Raw genomic sequence first — 18,283 nt, forward strand, 5'->3', positions numbered from 1 at the left:
TAACCGCCGGCGATCGGCGATGCCGCGCACCACAGTGATCGTCGTGACGACGACAACAGACGCCCTGTCCGTACTCAAGGGCATGTACGCGGCGGAAGCCGAATACCTCGCAGCGGGCGGCCCCGGTGAGGCGACCTTCGCGCCGCTCGCCCCGTTCTTCTCCCCCGCCGTGGTGCTGCACCAGGCGGATTCCCTGCCCTACGGCGGGATCTGGCGCGGCCACGAGGGCATGGAGCGGTTCTTCGCCGCGATGAGCGAAACCTGGGACGTCTTCGACATGGTGACGCAGAGCTTCCTGAGCGAGACCAGCCCGCTGGTCGTCCTGACCCACGTGCACGCCCGCGCCAGGGCCACCGGCCATGAGCTGGATTTCCCGATCCTGCAGACGATCACCGTCGAGGGCGGGCGCATCACCGAGGTGCGGCCGTTCTACTGGGACACCGCGGCGATAGCGGCCGCCTGCACGAACTACCATTCCGCTGATGACCGCCTACCAAGATCCCGAGCTGTTCGAGGAAGCCGCTTCCCTGCCGGAACGGCAACAGAAGATCCTGCTGACCATCCGCGAATGGGTGATGGAGTACGGATACTCGCCGAGCACGCGCGAGATCGGTGAAGCGGTCGGGCTCCGTTCGACGTCCTCGGTGTCGAAGCACCTCGCGGCCTTGGAGGAGAAGGGCTTCCTCCGCCGCAGCAGCTCGATCTCCCGCCCCATCGACGTCCGCGCCTTCCTGCACGGCACCACGTCGAAAGCGTCCACAGAGGACTCCGTACCGGTCCCCGTCGTCGGTGACATCGCCGCGGGAACGCCGATCTCGGCCGTCGAGCACGTCGACGACGTGATGACCCTGCCGCGTGAACTCACCGGCCGCGGCAACGTCTTCGGGCTGCGGGTGCGCGGTGACTCGATGATCGACGCGGCGATCTGCGACGGCGACATCGTCGTGGTCAAGCAGCAGCAGGAGGCGCACTCCGGCCAGATCGTCGCCGCGATGATCGACGAGGAGGCCACGGTCAAGGTGTACCGCCGCCGCGACGGCCACGTGTACCTCGAACCGCGCAACCCCAACTACGACGTCATCGACGGGGACCGCGCGAGCGTGCTCGGCGTCGTGGTGTCGGTCCTGCGCAGCGTCTGAGACTTTTCTGTCGGTGCCCCGGGGTAGCTTCCAGGCCATGTACGAAATCGACTTCATCGAGTTCCCGTCGAGTTCGGCGGCGGACTCGGGCAAATTCTTCGAAACGGCCTTCGGCTGGACGGCGGCGCCGTACGGGCCGACGTACACCGACGTCCAGAGCGGCGGCGTGGTCTCGTTCGGTTTCCAGCAGGACACCGGGCGGCGGACGGCCGCGCCGCTGGTGGCGATCCGCACCGACGACCTCGAACGGGCGAAGGATTCCGTCGAGGCCGCGGGCGGAGTCGTCACGGCCGAGCCGTTCTCGTTCCCCGGCGGGCGCCGGTTCCACTTCCGCGAGCCCGGCGGCGCCGAACTCGCGGTGTGGTCCCCGGATTCCTGACCTCAAGCGGCGAAGCCGAGCACCAAGGAGGCGGCGACAGGCGCCAGGTACATCAGCGGGAACGCGACGTGCGACGGCCAGTGCGCGCGGAGCACGGTGATCACGGCGCCGGTGAAATAGAGCACCAGGCCGGTCCCGGCCGCGACGCCGAGCACGGGCACCCACAGGCCGGCGAGCAGGCCGAGCGCGCCTGCCGCCTTGGCGACGCCGAGCGGCGTCCACCAGCCGCGGGGAACGCCGTAGTCGGCCAGCGGCTGTACGACCCACTTGGCGCGGAAGAAGATCGAGGCGGCCGAGAAGGCGGCCATGATGGCTCCGACGACGGTGACGATGACATAGGCGGTGGTCATTTCGGGTTTCTCCTCGGCGTTCTGGGGGTTCTCGGGGTTCTCGGTGGTTCGCCGGGTTGACCCCCGCCGCCCGCCGGATGTGACAACCTGACGGCGGAGGTTTCCGTGGCCTGCGTCACATTCCGCGACGGCACGCCGATCGCCTCTGAGCCACTGGCGGGCTTCTTCGACTGACCCGCGTTTTGGAGCAGGCGCTCTGTTATTCTCGCGTGATGGCCCGCCCCCGCGTGCACGACCTGGACCGGCTGCTCGACGCGGCCGAGCGCCTTGTCGTCGAGGTCGGCGCGCAGGGTGTCACCGTCCGGTCGCTCGCGACCGCCGCCGGGGTGCCCAACGGCACGATCTACCACGCCTTCGGCTCGCTCGGCGCCTTGCTGGCCCGCGTCTGGCTCCGCGCGGCGGGCGCGTTCCTCGACCTTCAGACCGAGCTGGCCGACCATGCGGCAGACCCCGCCGCGGCGGTCGTCTCCGCCGCGAGCGCACCGGCCGTGTTCGCCGACAGAAGGCCCGAGGCCGCCCGCCTGCTCATCACGGTCAAGAAGGAGCACCTGCTCGGTCCGCAGGTCCCCGACGACCTCGCCGGTGACCTCCTGGCCCTCGACAAACGCCTGATCGCGCTTCTGGTCCGGCTCGCCGTCCGGCTCTGGGACCGGCGGGACGCGCAGGCCGTCGAGGTGCTGACGACCTGCGTGGTCGATCTCCCGACGGCCCTGTTCCGTCGAGCTTTCACCGCGGGCGAACCGATCTCCGAAGCCTCCCGCATCCGGCTCGCCGCCGCGGTCCGCGCCATACTCCTGCTCCCACCCCCACGAAAGGACTGACATGCCCACGCTCCGTCAAGACGCGCCGGTGTTCCTGCTGGACCTCGGAGACGACGAGAACCGCTTCTCGCCTTCCTGGCTGGAAACCGTCCATTCCCAGCTGGACACCGTCGTCGCCTATCCGGATCCGGCCGTGCTGGTCACCGTCGGCTCCGGGAAGTTCTACTCGAACGGCCTCGACCTCGAATGGCTCACCAGCAACCCCGCCACGGCCGCGCAGTACGTCGCCGACGTCCACGAACTGCTGGCCCGGGTGCTCACCCTCGGCGTGCACACGGTCGCCGCGATCAACGGGCACGCGTTCGGTGCCGGGGCCATGCTGGCGATGGCGCACGACTTCCGGGTGATGCGCGCCGACCGCGGGTATTTCTGTTTCCCCGAAGCGGATATCAACATCCCGTTCACGCCGGGGATGGCGGCGCTGATCCAGGGCAAGCTCACCCCCGCCGCCGCGATCGCGTCGATGACCACGGGCCGCCGGTTCGGCGGGACGGACGCCCGGGACCTGGGACTCGTCGACGCCGTCGCCGAGAAGCCCGCGTTGCTGGAGTACGCGACCGACCTCGTCCGCCCGCTGGCGGGCAAGGACCGCGGCACGCTTTCCGCGATCAAGACGACGATGTTCTCCCCCGCCGTCACCGCGCTGCGCGCCAAGTAGCCGTCGTGCGCACCGACGAAGCGGCGTTCGATCGCCTGGTCGAGCCGCTGCGCCGCGAGCTGCACGCGTACTGCTACCGCCTGCTCGGCTCGGCCCACGACGCCGACGATGCCCTGCAGGATGCGCTCCTGCGGGCGTGGCGGGGGATGGACCGGTTCGAGGGCCGCAGCTCGATGCGCACCTGGCTCTACACCATCGTCACCCGCACCTGCCTGGACGTCGCGGCCGCTCGCGGTAAGCGGGCGTTGCCGATGGACCTGGGCCTGTCGAGCGAGCGAGTCGTGTTCGAAGACGCCCCGGCGACCGAGGTGGCGTGGCTCGGCCCGTACCCCGACGCGCCGGACGCCCGGTACGAGCGGCGCGAGGCCGTCGAGCTGGCCTTCGTCGCCGCACTGCAGCACCTGCCGGGCAACCAGCGGGCCGCGCTGGTGCTCTTCGACGTCCTCGGTTTCTCCGCCGCCGAAATCGCGTCCACAATGGACACTTCGGTCGCGGCGGTGAACAGCGCGCTGCAACGCGCTCGGGCGATCGTGGCCGAGAAAGTCCCGGCGCCCGAGGCTCAGGGGAAGCGCGAAGACACCCGGTCACGCGAGATCGCCGCGGACTTCGCCTCCGCGCTGGAGCGTGGCGACGCCGACGCGCTCGTGGCGTTGCTGACCAAGGACGTCACCTGGTCCATGCCCCCGCTCCTGCGCTGGTACAGCGGCATCGAGGCCGTGACCGGCTTCGCCGTCGCGGTCCCGCTAGCCCGGTGCCCGAGCTGGCGCACCGAGGTCCTCATCGCCAACGGGCAGCCCGCCGTCGCCTGCTACCTGGGCGAATCGGCCGACGCCGTCCATCAGGCCTGGTCCATCACCGTGCTTTCCCTGCGCGAAGACCGGATCCGCGAGATCACCTCGTTCCTCGACGCGGATCTGTTCGCGCGGTTCGGCCTTCCCCTGGCGAAGGTCTGAGTATGCGCAAGAAGGGGTTGATCGCGCTGGCGGTGGCCGTCACCATCGTCGGCGTGGTCTTCGGTGGCGCGTTCGCCTTCCAGCGCAAGCTGATCTACCTCCCCGAGGCAGGTCCGCTCGCCACTGCCGCCGACGTCCTGCCCGGGGGCAGGGACGTCACGCTCACCACCTCGGACGGGCTGAGCCTGGCGAGCTGGTACTTCCCGGTCGCCGGCGCGAAGGCGGCCGTGCTGGTCGCGGCGGGCAACGCCGGGAACCGGTCGTACCGCGTGCCGATCGCCCGCGCGCTGACCGCGCGCGGGCTCTCGGTGCTGCTCTTGGACTATCGCGGCTACGGGGGCAATCCCGGTGAGCCGTCCGAGGACGGGCTCGCGCTGGACGTCCGCGCCGCACAGGACTTCCTGGTCCGCGAGGCCGGAACGCCGCTGATCTACTTCGGCGAGAGCCTCGGCTCAGCGGTCGTCACCGAACTGGCCGTCGAGCGCCCGCCGTCCGCGCTCGTGTTGCGCTCGCCGTTCGTCGACCTCGCGTCGGTCGGACAGCGGCACTATCCGTTCCTGCCGGTCCGCTGGCTCCTGCGGGACGTGTTCCCGACGAGGGACAACGTCGCGCGGGTGAAGGCGCCGGTGACCGTCGTGTACGGCGCCTCGGACTCGATCGTCCCGGCCGAGCAGAGCCGCGCCGTGGCGCGGGCGGCCGGTGCCGAGGCGATCGAGGTCCCCGGCGCCGATCACAACGATCCGGCGTTGTCCGACGGACCGGAACTGATCGGCGCCATCGCGGGCGCGGTTCGCTGATGGGCTCAGACCCGGCTCGCGCTCCGGCGGAGTGACAGGGTGTGGCCGGGGTTGAGTTTGCGGCTGAGGCGATCGGCCTTGGGCCAGCGGACCTCGGTCGCCCAGCCCGCCTTCTCGAACAGCCAGATCAACCGCGCCGAAATATCGAGCTGGCCACGGCGGACACCATGCCGGGCACCGGTCGGATCAGCATGATGGGAGTTGTGCCAGGACTCACCCATCGAGGCGATGGCGAGCGGCCAGAAATTCGCGGACTTGTCCCGGGCGGCGAACGGGCGATCACCGATCATGTGACACAGCGAGTTCACCGACCACGTGACGTGATGCAACAACGCCACCCGCACCAAACTCGCCCAGAAAAACGCCGTCACCGCACCCCACCACGACATCGTGATCACACCACCAAGAACAGCAGGCGCGAGCAACGTCACCACCGTGAGCAGCGGGAACAGCCGATCGACCCGCGCGATATCACGATCGGCCAGCAGATCAGGGGCGAACCGCTGCGCGTTGGTCTTCTCACGATCGAACAACCAACCCATATGGGCATGCCAGAAACCCCGGGCCAGCGCGGCCGGGGTGGTGCCGAACCGCCACGGGGAGTGCGGGTCACCCTCACGGTCAGCGAACGCATGATGACGCCGGTGATCAGCCACCCAGCCGATCACCGGACCCTGCATCGCCATACTGCCCGCGACCGCCAAAGCGATCCGCAGACCACGATTGGCCTTGAAAGCACCATGGGTGAAATACCGGTGGAAACCAATGGTCACACCGAGACCCGTCAGGAAGTAGAACCCGACAGCCAGGCCGAGGTCCACCCAGCCCAGACCCCAACCCCACGCAAACGGAACCGACGCGGCCAGCGCCAGCAACGGCACCACCGCGAACAACTTGACCAGAAAATTCTCCGTGTCGCTCTGCTCCCCGGACAACAGGGGCTGAGGAGCCTGCCGCTCTACGCTGTCCGGGTTCTTTAGAACTGAAGTCATATCGTCGCTTCTTGTCGATGGCCAGGACTGGTACCGGCTAGGTCAGCCGATGTCACGGCGCGACGAACGGAACGCGACGCCCGCGACGAATTCTGCGCGAGCGTGCTTGGACAACACGACACCCAAAACGTTGGTCTACTCCGGTCAACGAACGGCGTCGGCCGAAGGTTCCGGTGTGGGATAAGAGGGTTCGCGAAAAAGATCCATGTATCGCTCACCTTGAGGGGTCGCGGGATCGTGCCGCTCGACCTGAGTGTCGAGCGGGTGGCTGAACAGCGCACTGTCGGTGCTATGAGTTTTGACTGTGAAACCTTTCGAAGGGACCACGGGTTCGCGGTCTTCGGCGAGGCCGGGGGCGAATTCCACCCGCCTCGTGCCGGATCGGCGTCGCGCCGTGAAGGCGCCGCCACCCCCTACGATACACGCCCCGGGGCCGAAACCCCAGGGCGTCCGCATCGATCAGCCCGGTGCCGTCACATTGAGTGCCGCCACGACCGTCCGCTCTTCGTGAGCGAAATGCGCTTCGAGCGTCCCCGCGAGCGCGTCGAACTCGTCGCGCAAGCGGACCGGGTCACTCTCTCCGTGGACGTACCCCTCGACGAGCTCCCGGATCCGCTTCTGCAGGCCCGCGACGACGACGTGGTCCTCCCCGAGCTTGGTCAACACCGGCGCGAGCGCCGGGAACCGTTGCGCCAGCATGGGAAAGGCGCCCATGTCCTCACCGGTATGATGTTTGGTCAACGCTTCACAGAACGAAACACAGTGTGCTCGCAAGGATTTCTCCATGAAGAGCGTGTCCGCGCGCCCGGCCACGATGTCGTCCACGCCGGCGCGCAGCGTCGTGAGCTCCTCCCGCAGCCAGTCGTGGACCTCCACCAGGAAATCCCCCAACCCCCGCACCCGGTCGTCGATCCGGTACAGGAGCACGACCGGCAGCTCGCGCGTGGTTTTCGCCTGATATTCGGCGAAACCCGGCTCCACGGCGACGATCTTCGCGAACAACGCGTCACGCTCCGCCGCGGGCGGAACGGCCGCGATGGCCTCGTAGGTCTCGGTCCCCGTCTCGATCGTGACCCGGTGGTCACGCCGGATGTTGTGGTACCAGCCCGGATGCGCCGGCGCCCCCATGTTCGAAGCGACGACGACGGTCTTGCCGTCGATTTCGAGATATCCCAACGGATTCGTCCGCCGCTCACCACTCTTGGCACCGATGGTGGTGAGCAGGATCAGCTGCCACCCCTCGAACATGCCGCCGAGCTTTCCCTTGCTCCGCCTGAATTCCTCGATCACCTGGTCGTTGAAGCCGGTCAATGCGATCCTTTCCCGTCGATGTGTCGACAGGAGGGCGCGGAACCGCCACCGGAAGAGCGCACACGAGCCTGGACGCACCCGATTTCGGGCGCATCGCATGGAGGCGTCATCCCACGACGCGGGGATGACTGAATACGAGAGACGGTGTGTGCCGATCTCTGGTGGGCGAGTAGCCGCTACCTCCATGCGTAGGCCCATACGGGGCTCGACGACGACGTTAGCACGGACCGGGCCGACGCGCACCCACCTTGCGTTTCGGTCTATCGAAGACACTTCGACAAGCTAACGCCCTTTGCGCTTAAAGGTGCTTCGCCGCCTTAAGACGCCTTCGCGTTTGCCATTCTTTGGCGATTTCCTTTGTTGGGCCGTTTGAGCTAGCGCAGGTGTTCGACTCGGGGTACTGTCGGTGTTGTGGCCAGCGACGATGCACCTCCAGGGACGTCCACCGAGTGGTGGCGCGTCGACACCGCGACGCTGCATGCCCGCAAACAAGAACTCGAAGTTGTGAAGCGTCGGGCGGATGCGGAGCAGAACGCGATCCTCGCGGAAATCAATTCCCGCGGTGTCCGTGGGTGTAGTGGTCATTCGACGCTGGCGGCACTGATTTTCGAGGACTTCCTCGTGACGGACAAGGAAGCCAGTGACCGCGCCGACCGGGTGTTGGCGCTGCACCCCGGCCCGGCGATCGGCGGAGACCCCGAACCACCGTTGGCACCGCTGGCCGCCCAGGCTGCCGCGGAGGGGGTGATCGGGGGGTCGCAGATCGACGCGATCATCCGCACCCTCGCCCGCATCCCCACCGCCGTCGCCGAGGAGGACGTGCGGGGCGGGGAGAAGATCCTGGTCGAGCTGGCTCGCCGGGCGGGGCCACGGCAGATCGCCCGCGCCGGACGCCGCCTGCTCGACAAGCTGGATCCGGACGGGAAAGAGCCCCGCAATGAGGATCCGAAGGAGACCCGGCCGGAGTTGCGGTTCGTCAAGCACCGTGACGGCACCCTCGGCGTGAAAGCCAGACTCGACCTCGAAACTTACGCCCGCCTGAAATCCGACCTCGACCCCCTGGCCAAGCCACACAAGGCCATCGACGGCGTGCGGGACTCCCGCACCCAGGACGAACGCTACGGGGACGCCTTCACCGACTACGTCCGATTGAAAACCACCAGCCGCAACCTCCCCGGCCAAGCCGGAGAAGCCACCCACATCCTCGTCACCATGTCCTACGAGGATCTCATCAACGACCTCGGTGAGGCACACCTGGATCTGGTGGGCCCGATCAGCGCCACCGACGCCCGCATCCTCGCCTGCGACGCACGGGTACGACCCGGCGTCCTCGGCACCGCAGGCGAACCCTTGGACATCGGCCGCTCCAAACGGACCGTGTCCCTCGCCCAGAAATACGCACTCACCCTCCGCGACGGCGGCTGCGCCTTCCCCGGCTGCGACATGCCCGTCCCCCGCTGCACCGCCCACCACATTGTTTTCTGGCGTCATCACGGCGAAACAAAGATCGACAATCTGGTGCTGCTGTGCACCAAGCACCACCGGTTGATCCACCACAGCGCATGGAAAGTCCGCATCGCCCAAGACGGCCTGCCGGAATTCACCCCGCCTGGCTACCTCGACCCCACCGGCACACCGAGACGGAACACCATGCACCTCAGGACATAAGCCGTTCCAATGATTGTCCACAAGAGACATTATGTTGAGACTTCACCTCACGCCCGAGGCAGAATCGTGCCCAGGGAAGCAAAAAATAGTGTCCATTGTGGACATAGAGGACACGGTCGATCCGTCACCAAGTTCAGAACCACGCCGCGAAGGCCTCTCAGCACTCGAGGACAGTGCGGAAGGGTGGTGGGCAGGGCTCGGCTCGGTCACACCTTGCCCTGCCTCGATCGCCCACCACCCGCGTCGAACGCCCCACCTCCGCCACGTTGCGAAAGCCACTTTCGCAACGTTGAAGGTTGCGAAAGTGGCTTTCGCAACACGCCCCCTCGCCTGCTGCACCGCGATGCGCCCCGCTCGCGCTGCTTCCAGCGCAACACAACCCGCTCGCCCACCTCCACAACACAACACGACCCACCCACCAGAAACCCGGCGTGAAAGACCCCTGCCCGCATCCGATGCGAGACAAGTCCCCTTCACCCAACCGAACGAGCCCGGAACCCGAAGCCCGGAACAACCCCTAGTCCAAAGCCAACTCCCCCACCACCTGGTCCCCGCTCATCTCCCCGGTCAAGCGAAACCCGAGCCTCAGGTAGAAGCGCTCGGGCCCGTCGTCGCCTGGGTGCCAGGAAGCGGTGAGGCGGTCACCGCCCCGGCGGCGGATCTCGGCGGCGACGGCGTCGACGGCGAACCGGCCGTAACCCCGGCCCTGCTCGCCTGCCGCGATGTTGAGCCGCCAGAGGCCCGAGCGGATGTCCGTACCCGTGCCGTCACCGGCGAAGTCGATGTCCAGGAAGGCCATGAGGAATCCGACCAGCCGGTCACCGTCGAAGATGAGGCGAGGCCAAGCGACGCCGGGGTGCACGTAGGCCTCGGCGAGGGACTTCACGACCGGCGCGACCAGATGGCTTTGATCCGGGTGGACCTTAAGCTCGATCGCGGCGTCGAAGTTGGCGGCGGTGACCTGGGCCAGCCGGAGCGTGCTCGTCATGCTCGAACCGTAAACCGGTGGATCAAGCGATTTACCGCGCCTCGTCCAGCGCTGCCCTTTGGTCAGTGGCAGCCGAACGACCGTGCCGCCGTACGGCCACCGTTCGATCGTCCGCCCCCCGAGGGAACTGTGCCGCGATCAGGCTCTCGTCGACCACGACGGACATCCCACCACCGCGCGGGCATCATCGAGCCATGCCGATCCTCACCGGCCCCGAGCCGCTCACTCCGGCGCTCACCGTCCGCCCGGCCCGCCCGGGCGAGGAGGACGCCGTGCTCGACCTCCTCGCCGAGGCCGCCGCCTGGCTCGCCGGGCGCGGAATCCACCAATGGCCGCACCGCTTTCCCCGGGAGCCGGTGCGACGGCAGATCGAGGCGGGCGAGGCGTTGCTGGTCATCGGGCCCGGCAAGCTCCTCGCGACCTGCGTCGTGACCGACGCGGATCCCGGACTCTGGGGCGAAAACACGGAACCGGCCTACTATCTGGGCCGTCTCGCGGTGGCGCGGGAAGCGGCCGGAGCCGGGCTCGGGAACAGGATCATCGACTGGGTCGGCGAGAAGGCCGCGGTTCACCACAAGGCGTTCGTGCGGGTGGCGACCACGAGGGACAACCCGGCCTTGCGCGGGCTCTACGAGCGCAGGGGGTTCGAGCACGTGGGCGACCCGCCCGAGGCGAAATGGCCCACCAGCCTTTACGAAAAGCGCTTGGCCGAGTCACGGCAAGCCGAGGATTTCCGGCCGTGAAGCGTATTTCCGCCAGTGCCGTCCCGGATCCGGGACGAGACGGCGGCTTTCGAGATCCAGCAGTCCGGAAAGGCTTTCCACCTCGGCCACGACGGCACTGTCCGGTGCCACGAATTCCTGGACGACCCGGGACACTTTGCCCGGCTCCCAGGTGAACCTGGTCAGGACGTCGATCCGCGCACGGGCACGCAGTTCGCGGCGGAACCGGATCGTCGTTTCCAGGTTGACCGGGCCGAGGTTCCCGGCCCTGAGGTCCAACGGGTCCACCCCGGCCGCCCACACGCATTCCCAGCGCGCATGGTCGGCGTACGCGAGATAGGCGGGGCCGCGTACGTGACCGTTGATGTCGAGATCGTCGGTGCGGATGTCGATGGTGACACGGAAAGGTTCGGGCACCTCCTGATCTTCGCCTCGGCGGACCGCCTCAGTCTGGAACGTTTCGGCCAGTCCAGGACCGCACGAGCGCGCCGGGCGAAGCACCCGCCAGCCGGCGGCACTCCCGGCCGAGATGGGACTGATCCGCGTAGCCCACATCGGCGGCGACGTCGGCGAGCGACGCCTGATCCCGAGCCACGGCCTCGACGCGCTCGAGGAAGCGGTGGAACCGCAGCATCCGCTGCAACTCCTTGGGGCCGACGCCGACGTCGTGCCGCACATGCCGCCGAAGGCCGCGCTCACTCACACCCAGTTCCGCGGCCACCCGGTCGGTACGCGCACCTGGCGCACGCAGCGCGCGAGCGGCCGCGAGAGACAGCCCATCCACCTCCACGTCCCGGAGCCTTTCGGCGACCAGCGTTTCCAGCACCGATCGCGCCTCGCCAGGCGCTCCGCAGCCGGCCAGCCTGGCTTCCGCGCGGCGAGCCCCATCGGGCCACAGATCGCGCAACGGAGTGGCGCCCGCTCTCAACTCCGTCATCGGCAAGCCCAGCACCGCGCCGCCGGCACCGCACCGCAGGCGCAACCCGACGGTCCAGTCCGCCGGCGGCAGCTCGTGCCGCAGCACCCCGCTCACCGTGGTGACCGCGGCGAGCACGGCCCCGTCCCAGACGAGGTCCACACAACCGTCCGGGAACACTCTCAAGGGACGACGGCAGCCCACCACACCCGTCCACGCGCTCTCGATCACGCCGGCCACGGCCGCGACCGGCGTGCTTTCGCGGTACACCGAACGACCCGAACGGCGACGCAGCGGAACACCCACGGCCGGCAGTATGCCCCCGCCCACCGACAAGATGCGCCTGACCTGATCTTGCTGAAGACTTGCCGCCGTGCTGCGACCCGTGCTCGACCCGTCTCCCGCCGAGTGGATCTCCCCCAGGCTCGGCGGGGCGTCGGGCGCGGCAGGCCGCACGGTTCCGCGTGGCTACGCCGCTTACGCGCGCCTCTGTCACCCTGCCGAGCGTGACCGCGGCGGCTGGGCGAGCTGGAGCGAAGCCGCCGCCGAAACGGGACGGCGAGCCCATGGCGCCATGCAGTGGCACGCGCTGGTCGGCTCCCCGGATCCAGTGAATCTCACCGGCTCGCTCTGGCGCGGCTCACCTCCGGGACGCGGCACGCTGCCGTCGCACAGTCTCACCGCGCTGCTGGCCGTTCTCGGCGATCACACGTCAGCGTCGGATGCGTGGTTCGGCCTTTGGGACGGCTACGGCTGGGCCGACGAGGCGACGTTGTCCCGCGAGCACCTCGACGCGCCGCGCCTGCGCCACCCCGGCCGGAACTACCTGCTCTTCCGAGGACCGCTGACGTCCGCGACGGAACTCGGCTGGCGTCCCCGGCGGAACTGGTTCGAGGCGCAGTCGCCCAATCTGTGCTGGCCGGACGACCGCGCGTGGTGCGTGGCGACCGAAGCCGACTTCGATTCGACCCTCGTCGCGGGCGAGGAAGCCCTCGTCGACGCCCTCGTCAAGGCACCGGGGCTGGAGGTGTGGCGGATCGAATCCGACACCTCGCTCGCGGCCGACGGGGACCGGATCAACCAGCTGCCGTGAAGGTCAGCGCTCTTCGATCGCGTCGACCTTCGCCGGGTAGAACGCCACGTGGTCCTTGATCTCGGCGACCGCGTCGTGCGGTGCCTCGTAGGTCCAGACGGCGTTCTCGGCGAGGCCGTCACCGGTGCGGATGCTGTAGTACGACGCGTCGCCCTTGAACGGGCAGTACGTCGAGTGGTCCGTCCGCTCCAGCAGGCCGAAGTCGACGTCGGCACGTGGGATGTAGTGCGCGGGCGGGTAGTTCGCTTCACGCAGGGTGAGCGTGTTCGCGCTGTCCGCCACGACCTTCCCGCCGACCGTGACGACCACGCGCGCCTTGTTCGGCTCCACCGTGATCGGGTGGGCCGCGCTGGGCTTCAACACCTTTTTGTCAGACATACCGGGCACAGCGACGCCGCCCGCGAGAATATTCCCGTCACGGCGGGTCGCCACCGGCCACATCGCCCTCACGTCAGCTGTGCGCGGCAGAGGAACGCCACTCCGGAACGACCGATTCTGGTCAGCACCAAAGTAGCTTCTTCACTACCGCGCGGTTTCAGCTTGCGCCGCAGGGCATCCGGATCTATGTCCAGACCGCGGACGAGGATCTCCACTCGGCCGATATCGTGTTTCTTCAGCGCTACACGAAGATTCTTCTCGCTGTACGGTCCGTGCTCGAATACCCGGAACGCCCGGATTCCCGGCGGCGGGGTGTCTCCCGTCAGATAAGCGATGCGCTCGTCGAGCTGCCACAAGCCGTGCCGCGCCGCGTAATGCCGCACGAGTCCGGCGCGGACGACGGCGCCGTCGGGGTCGACGATCCATTCACCCGGCTCACGCGCGGGGATGTCTTCGGGGTCGGCGTCGGTGACCGTCCACTGTGTACCGTCCGAACGCAACACCGTCGCCCGGCGTGACACCGTCGATCCCGCTCCGCGCCACAGGCAGGCCTCGCGGACCTGACCGTCCAAAGAGACCAGTTCGACTTCGTCCGCCCAGGGCGCGATGGAGAAATCGAGCCCCGGCGCGCATTTGACCGAGAGCTCGCGGCCCGGATAGGCGTCCACCAGGCCGTCCAGCGGCGGCAGGAAATCGGCGGGCTTCCACGCCCGGCGTCCGGCGGAGTCACGGCGGGCGGGATCGGCGACGACGACCGAGGATCGGCTGACCGGCCGCAACGCGTCCGCTCTGAGCAAGTCCGCCGAAACCCCGGCTTCGGCGGCGTTGTGCCGCGCCATCGCCAGCCGGACCTCGTCCAGATCCGACCCCAGCGCCCGGGAGGCGACGCGGGCGATCTCGATCAGGTCCGCGCCGACGGAACACGTCACGTCGTGGACGTCACGACCGGCGAGCCTCGAAGCGCGGTGCCGGGCGACCAGTGTGGCGCTGGCCTGCTGGAGGGCGTCGCCGGTGAACAACCACGAGCCCGCGGCGTCCAGTTTGAACGAAGACTTCCGCCGCAGCACCACCGTTTCCAGCACCGCGGCCGCGTGGTCCGGGGCGATCCGGCGCACGGCGGCGACGTCGGCGATCCGGGTCTTGTCGGTCAGCGGCAGGGACGAGCATTCGGCGAGCGCCGCGCTTCCCGCGCTGGAGCGCAGGAAGGCGACGTCGTCGAGGGTGAACCGGTACGGCAACCTACGATCGCTTGGTGCCGGTGATCATCACGTTGTAGAACAGCTCGCGCGGCAGCACCTTGGCGAGCAGCTTCTTGTCCAAAGTGGACAGCCGCAGCCAGAGCCGGTACGCGAACAGCCGCCAGCGCAGGGTCAGTTTCTCCTGCGGAACGGCGGCTTCGAACGTCCGGATCGGCCAGCCCGCGAGCGCCGCGGCGAACTCCTCGGTGACCGCGCGGACGTCCTGCGCGCCCGCGCCGCGGGCCATCGACTCGAGGTCGGACGGGTCGAAGGTGTGGATGTCGACCACGGCCTCCAGCGCGGCCGCGCGGGAGGACTCGTCGAGTTCCTCCTGCGGGCGGCGCCAGCCGTTCAGCACCGGGAGCTTGGTCACGTTCGTGGTGAGGTACCACGTGATCTGGCCGAGTTTGCGTGCGTAGAAGTCGCCGACCTTCGTCGGCTCGCCCGCGAAGACGAACCGCCCGCCCGGCTTCAGCACCCGCAGCACCTCGGCGAACGCCGCGCGGACGTCCGGGATGTGGTGCAGCACGGCGTGCCCGACGACGAGGTCGAAACTGTTGTCCTCGTACGGGATCCGCTCCGCGTCGGCGACCCGGCCGTCGACGTCGAGGCCGAGGTTCTCGGCGTTGCGCAGCGCGACCTGGACCATGCCGGGCGAGAGGTCGGTGACCGAACCCTTCTTGATCACCCCGCCCTGCATCAGGTTCAGCAGGAAGAAACCGGTGCCACTGCCCAGTTCCATCGCGGTCGGGTACGGCTGGCCGTCTTCACCGGCGACGGCGTTGAACACGTCCGTCGCGTAGGAGATGCAGCGCTCGTCGTAGGAGATGGACCATTTCTCGTCGTAGGTCCCGGCTTCCCAGTCGTGGTAGAGCACGTTGGCGAGCTTGGGGTCGGCGAAGGCGGCCTTGACCTCTTCGGCGGTGGCGTGCGGATTCGGCGCCGGATCGTTCACCTGCGTCATCGCGCTTACTTCCCCTCGAAGGCGGCCTTGCCAGGGCCGTTTTCGATGAACGACTTCATGCCGTTGCGCTGGTCCTCGGTCGCCCAGAGCGCGGCGAAGAGGTGGGATTCGAGTTTGAGACCGCTCGCGAGGTCGGTGTCGAGACCGCCGTCGATCGCGGCCTTCGCGGCGCGCAGCGCCACGGCCGGGCCGTTCGCGAACTGGGAAGCCCACTTGTGCGCGGCGGCGTAGACGTCGTCCGGCGCCACGACCTCGTCGAGGATTCCCAGCGCGAGGGCCTCTTCGGCCTTCACGAAACGGCCGGTGAACACGAGGTCCTTGGTCTTGCTCGGGCCGATGAGCCGCGCGAGGCGCTGCGTTCCACCTGCCCCGGGGATGACGCCGAGCTGGATCTCGGGCTGCCCGACCTTGACGTTGTCGCCGGCGATCCGGCGGTCGGCGGTCAGCGCGAGTTCGAGGCCGCCGCCCAGCGCGTAACCGGTGATGGCCGCGACGACCGGCTTCGGGATGTTCGCGATGGTGGCCAGCGACGCCGTCAGCGCCGCCCCGAACTTCGCGATCTCCGGGTAGGTGCGCTCGGCCATCTCCTTGATGTCCGCGCCACCGGCGAAAGTCTTCTCGCCGCCGTAGAGGATCACGGCGCGCACGTCGTCGCGCTCGGAGGCCTCACGGGCCGCTTCGGCCAGCTCGGCCTGCACCTGGTCGTTCAGCGCGTTGACCGGCGGGCGGTCCAGCCGGATCGTGCCGACCCCGCCTTCGACCTCGAGACTTACGAACTCTCCCACGCCGTCCTCCTTAACCGTCCAAGACAGAGTGCAGGCTACCGGTCAGTACGACCCGTCAGCGGCGACGGGCGAAGAAGCGATCACCGGATCGTTCGAGCAGGAGGTCCTGATCGAACGTCTTGGACAGGTTGTCGCTGGTCACGACGTCGTCCACGAGTCCGGACGCGACCGCGCGCCCGTCGCGCAGCAACAGCGCGTGGGTGAACCCGGGCGGGATTTCTTCCACGTGATGGGTGACGAGCACCATGGCGGGGGCCTCCGGGTCGAGGGCCAGCTCCGAAAGGCGGGCGACGAGGTCCTCGCGGCCGCCGAGGTCGAGACCGGCGGCGGGCTCGTCGAGCAGCAGCATCTCCGGGTCGGTCATCAGCGAACGCGCGATCAGCGTCCGCTTGCGCTCGCCCTCCGACAGCGTGCCGAAGGTGCGGTCGGCCAGGTGCGCGATGCCGAGTGCGCCCAGGAGTTCCGTGGCGCGGTCGGTGTCGAGGCTGTCGTATTCCTCACGCCAGCGGCCGACGACGGCGTAGCCGGCGCTCACCACGACGTCGACGACGCGCTCCTCGCCCGGCACGCGCTGGGCGATCGCGGCCGAGGTGAACCCGATCCGCGGGCGCAGCTCGAAGATGTTGACCTTGCCGATCCGGTCGCCGAGCAGGTCGACCGTTCCCGTCGTCGGGTGGAGTTCGGCCGCGGCCAGCCGGAGCAGGGTGGTCTTGCCCGCGCCGTTCGGGCCGAGCACCACCCAGCGCTCGTCCAGTTCCACGGTCCAATCGAGGTCGGCGAGGAGGTCGTTGCCTGTTCGGCGGACCCCGACACCGGTCATCCTCACCACGAGGTCGTCAAGTTCGCTGGGCTGGATCGGCTCGCTCACGCGCCCATTGTGTCCGCACTCGCGCGCGTGTGTGCACCGGGCCGCCGGTCGGGGGAAAGCGGCTGGTCCAGGAAGTGGGACGAAGCGACCCCGAGGTGGCGCCTGTGGCACCATCGGCGACGTGATCAGGTCCGTGTCCGCCGCCTTCCCCGCCATCGGGGGCTCTTTCTGGCGCCGCCGGACCATCGATCTGCTTCTCGTCGCCTCGTGCGGATGTACCACCGCGCGACACGGCTGAGTTCCCCTCTTCCGACGGCACCCCGTGTCGCGCCGCGCTCGGCCCTGCTTCCGCGCCCGCGAACCTTCACGAGGAGCCTCTCCGTGACCACGTCCATCACGCCCCGCCAGGACTTCGAGATCCACCCGCGGCTGATCGACCCGCTGCTACCCGAACTGCTCCACCCCGACCGCCTGCTCTGGACGCCCCGCGAACTCGCCGAGCTGACCTCCACGGTCACCACCGAGCTGACCTCGGGCCTGCGCGGCCTGCTGCGCTTCGACCCGGACCACCGCTGGTGGGCGCGGCTCGCGCTGACCGACGGCGTCGAATTGTGGCTGCTGTCGTGGCTGCCCGGCCAGCGGACCAAACCGCACGACCACGGCGGCGCGTCCGGTTCGTTCACCGTGCTGCAGGGCGAGATCGGCGAGGAGTACCGCTACCCCGGCGGCCCGGTCCGGCGCCGCACCCACGTCGCGGGCGAGGGCATCGGTTTCGGCGCGGGGCGCGCGCATCAGGTGACCGGCATCGGCACCGAGCCCGCCGCCAGCGTCCACGCCTATTCGCCGCCGTTGGTCGCGACCCGCGAATACACCACGCTCGCCGACGTTCCCGCCGAGATCCCCTCGCTGGCCCCGATACTGGGCCGATGAGTGCGATCGACAGCCTGCTGGCATCCGCCCGGTCCGGACTGGACCGGGCGGAACCCGAGCGGGCGCTGCGGCTGCAACGGGACGGCGCCCTGATCGTCGACATCCGCCCGCACGTCAACCGGGCCGAAGAGGGCGAGATCCCCGGCTCGGTGGTCGTCGAGCGGATCCACCTCGAGTGGCGGCTCGCGCCGGACAGCGAATGGCGGCTGCCGCAGGTGAAACCGGACTCGACGGTGATCGTCGTGTGCAACGAGGGGTACTCGTCGAGCCTCGCCGCCGCCGACCTGCAGCGGCTCGGCCTGCCGGGTGCCACGGATCTCGAAGGCGGGTTCCGGGCCTGGCGTTCGGCGGGCCTCCCGATCCGGGACGGCGGCACGCCCGCCGTTCCCTGAT

At 68.8% G+C, this 18,283-nt stretch carries 23 protein-coding genes; 12 read left to right on the forward strand and 11 right to left on the reverse strand.

Annotated features, from left to right (window positions below; all coding sequences use genetic code 11):
* The first annotated feature begins 43 nt into the window (after positions 1–43).
* Genes ACLJQ7_RS33530 through ACLJQ7_RS33540 form a run of 3 tightly spaced genes read left to right on the forward strand, consistent with a single transcriptional unit; the run spans position 44 to position 1,518 of the window.
* Positions 44–616 (forward strand): nuclear transport factor 2 family protein, encoded by a 573-nt coding sequence (locus ACLJQ7_RS33530; protein WP_410652163.1) that lies wholly within the window; start codon positions 44–46, stop codon positions 614–616.
* On the forward strand, positions 507–1,139 hold the full coding sequence (gene lexA, locus ACLJQ7_RS33535) for a transcriptional repressor LexA (protein ID WP_410652307.1): 633 nt from the start codon (positions 507–509) through the stop codon (positions 1,137–1,139). The genes ACLJQ7_RS33530 and lexA overlap by 110 nt, the downstream gene beginning before the upstream one ends.
* Positions 1,140–1,176: 37 nt before the next feature.
* Positions 1,177–1,518, forward strand: coding sequence for a VOC family protein (locus tag ACLJQ7_RS33540; protein ID WP_410652164.1), 342 nt, complete (start codon positions 1,177–1,179; stop codon positions 1,516–1,518).
* Between the two features lie 2 nt (positions 1,519–1,520).
* On the opposite strand, the gene ACLJQ7_RS33545 is transcribed toward ACLJQ7_RS33540, so the two are convergent.
* Entirely contained in the window at positions 1,521–1,868 is a 348-nt protein-coding gene (locus ACLJQ7_RS33545; protein ID WP_410652165.1) for a DoxX family protein, read from the reverse strand.
* A gap of 212 nt (positions 1,869–2,080) precedes the next feature.
* Here ACLJQ7_RS33545 and ACLJQ7_RS33550 point away from each other — a divergent pair, with 212 nt between their 5' ends.
* From ACLJQ7_RS33550 to ACLJQ7_RS33565, 4 genes are read left to right on the forward strand one after another with little or no spacing between them, the layout of a single operon-like run.
* Entirely contained in the window at positions 2,081–2,689 is a 609-nt protein-coding gene (locus tag ACLJQ7_RS33550; protein ID WP_410652166.1) for a TetR/AcrR family transcriptional regulator, read from the forward strand.
* A 1-nt stretch (position 2,690) separates the two neighbouring features.
* Positions 2,691–3,347: an enoyl-CoA hydratase-related protein gene (locus ACLJQ7_RS33555; RefSeq protein WP_410652167.1), complete on the forward strand. Its 657-nt coding sequence runs from the start codon at positions 2,691–2,693 to the stop codon at positions 3,345–3,347.
* A gap of 5 nt (positions 3,348–3,352) precedes the next feature.
* Positions 3,353–4,300: a sigma-70 family RNA polymerase sigma factor gene (locus ACLJQ7_RS33560; protein WP_410652168.1), complete on the forward strand. Its 948-nt coding sequence runs from the start codon at positions 3,353–3,355 to the stop codon at positions 4,298–4,300.
* A 2-nt stretch (positions 4,301–4,302) separates the two neighbouring features.
* Positions 4,303–5,097, forward strand: coding sequence for an alpha/beta hydrolase (locus ACLJQ7_RS33565; RefSeq protein ID WP_410652169.1), 795 nt, complete (start codon positions 4,303–4,305; stop codon positions 5,095–5,097).
* Between the two features lie 5 nt (positions 5,098–5,102).
* On the opposite strand, the gene ACLJQ7_RS33570 is transcribed toward ACLJQ7_RS33565, so the two are convergent.
* Both ACLJQ7_RS33570 and ACLJQ7_RS33575 read right to left on the reverse strand, forming a co-directional pair.
* On the reverse strand, positions 5,103–6,089 hold the full coding sequence (locus ACLJQ7_RS33570; protein ID WP_410652170.1) for an acyl-CoA desaturase: 987 nt from the start codon (positions 6,087–6,089) through the stop codon (positions 5,103–5,105).
* Between the two features lie 459 nt (positions 6,090–6,548).
* Complete coding sequence (locus ACLJQ7_RS33575; RefSeq protein ID WP_410652171.1) at positions 6,549–7,400, reverse strand: nitroreductase/quinone reductase family protein; 852 nt, start codon at positions 7,398–7,400, stop codon at positions 6,549–6,551.
* Between the two features lie 411 nt (positions 7,401–7,811).
* Between ACLJQ7_RS33575 and ACLJQ7_RS33580 the strand changes: the two genes are divergently transcribed.
* Complete coding sequence (locus ACLJQ7_RS33580) at positions 7,812–9,068, forward strand: DUF222 domain-containing protein (protein WP_410652172.1); 1,257 nt, start codon at positions 7,812–7,814, stop codon at positions 9,066–9,068.
* Between the two features lie 517 nt (positions 9,069–9,585).
* Here ACLJQ7_RS33580 and ACLJQ7_RS33585 read toward each other — a convergent pair.
* Entirely contained in the window at positions 9,586–10,056 is a 471-nt protein-coding gene (locus tag ACLJQ7_RS33585; RefSeq protein WP_410652173.1) for a GNAT family N-acetyltransferase, read from the reverse strand.
* 194 nt (positions 10,057–10,250) lie between these two features.
* Between ACLJQ7_RS33585 and ACLJQ7_RS33590 the strand changes: the two genes are divergently transcribed.
* A complete protein-coding gene (locus ACLJQ7_RS33590) occupies positions 10,251–10,799 on the forward strand; it encodes a GNAT family N-acetyltransferase (protein WP_410652174.1) in 549 nt (182 codons plus the stop codon).
* On the opposite strand, the gene ACLJQ7_RS33595 is transcribed toward ACLJQ7_RS33590, so the two are convergent.
* Positions 10,770–11,195, reverse strand: coding sequence for an acyl-CoA thioesterase (locus ACLJQ7_RS33595; protein ID WP_410652175.1), 426 nt, complete (start codon positions 11,193–11,195; stop codon positions 10,770–10,772). The genes ACLJQ7_RS33590 and ACLJQ7_RS33595 overlap by 30 nt on opposite strands.
* A gap of 28 nt (positions 11,196–11,223) precedes the next feature.
* On the reverse strand, positions 11,224–12,000 hold the full coding sequence (locus ACLJQ7_RS33600; RefSeq protein ID WP_410652176.1) for a helix-turn-helix domain-containing protein: 777 nt from the start codon (positions 11,998–12,000) through the stop codon (positions 11,224–11,226).
* A gap of 67 nt (positions 12,001–12,067) precedes the next feature.
* Between ACLJQ7_RS33600 and ACLJQ7_RS33605 the strand changes: the two genes are divergently transcribed.
* The gene (locus tag ACLJQ7_RS33605; protein ID WP_410652177.1) at positions 12,068–12,787 is read left to right on the forward strand and encodes a hypothetical protein; all 720 of its coding nucleotides are present in this window, start codon (positions 12,068–12,070) and stop codon (positions 12,785–12,787) included.
* Between the two features lie 3 nt (positions 12,788–12,790).
* On the opposite strand, the gene ACLJQ7_RS33610 is transcribed toward ACLJQ7_RS33605, so the two are convergent.
* The 5 genes from ACLJQ7_RS33610 to ACLJQ7_RS33630 form a co-directional block, all read right to left on the reverse strand.
* On the reverse strand, positions 12,791–13,165 hold the full coding sequence (locus tag ACLJQ7_RS33610; RefSeq protein ID WP_410652178.1) for a DUF427 domain-containing protein: 375 nt from the start codon (positions 13,163–13,165) through the stop codon (positions 12,791–12,793).
* Between the two features lie 68 nt (positions 13,166–13,233).
* Positions 13,234–14,403 carry a THUMP-like domain-containing protein gene (locus ACLJQ7_RS33615; protein ID WP_410652179.1) on the reverse strand — a complete coding sequence of 390 codons (1,170 nt, stop codon included), beginning with the start codon at positions 14,401–14,403 and terminating at the stop codon, positions 13,234–13,236.
* A gap of 1 nt (position 14,404) precedes the next feature.
* Positions 14,405–15,367: a class I SAM-dependent methyltransferase gene (locus ACLJQ7_RS33620; RefSeq protein WP_410652180.1), complete on the reverse strand. Its 963-nt coding sequence runs from the start codon at positions 15,365–15,367 to the stop codon at positions 14,405–14,407.
* Between the two features lie 5 nt (positions 15,368–15,372).
* Positions 15,373–16,152 carry an enoyl-CoA hydratase/isomerase family protein gene (locus tag ACLJQ7_RS33625; RefSeq protein WP_410652181.1) on the reverse strand — a complete coding sequence of 260 codons (780 nt, stop codon included), beginning with the start codon at positions 16,150–16,152 and terminating at the stop codon, positions 15,373–15,375.
* A 55-nt stretch (positions 16,153–16,207) separates the two neighbouring features.
* Positions 16,208–17,020 (reverse strand): ABC transporter ATP-binding protein, encoded by an 813-nt coding sequence (locus tag ACLJQ7_RS33630; protein ID WP_410652182.1) that lies wholly within the window; start codon positions 17,018–17,020, stop codon positions 16,208–16,210.
* A gap of 321 nt (positions 17,021–17,341) precedes the next feature.
* Between ACLJQ7_RS33630 and ACLJQ7_RS33635 the strand changes: the two genes are divergently transcribed.
* Positions 17,342–17,890: a cysteine dioxygenase gene (locus ACLJQ7_RS33635; protein ID WP_410652183.1), complete on the forward strand. Its 549-nt coding sequence runs from the start codon at positions 17,342–17,344 to the stop codon at positions 17,888–17,890.
* Complete coding sequence (locus ACLJQ7_RS33640) at positions 17,887–18,282, forward strand: rhodanese-like domain-containing protein (protein ID WP_410652184.1); 396 nt, start codon at positions 17,887–17,889, stop codon at positions 18,280–18,282. Before ACLJQ7_RS33635 ends, ACLJQ7_RS33640 begins: the two co-directional genes overlap by 4 nt.
* The last annotated feature ends 1 nt before the right edge of the window (position 18,283 follow it).

Origin of the sequence: Amycolatopsis sp. cmx-4-54, assembly GCF_046548895.1 — a bacterium.
In the GTDB taxonomy this organism is placed as follows: Bacteria; Actinomycetota; Actinomycetes; order Mycobacteriales; family Pseudonocardiaceae; genus Amycolatopsis.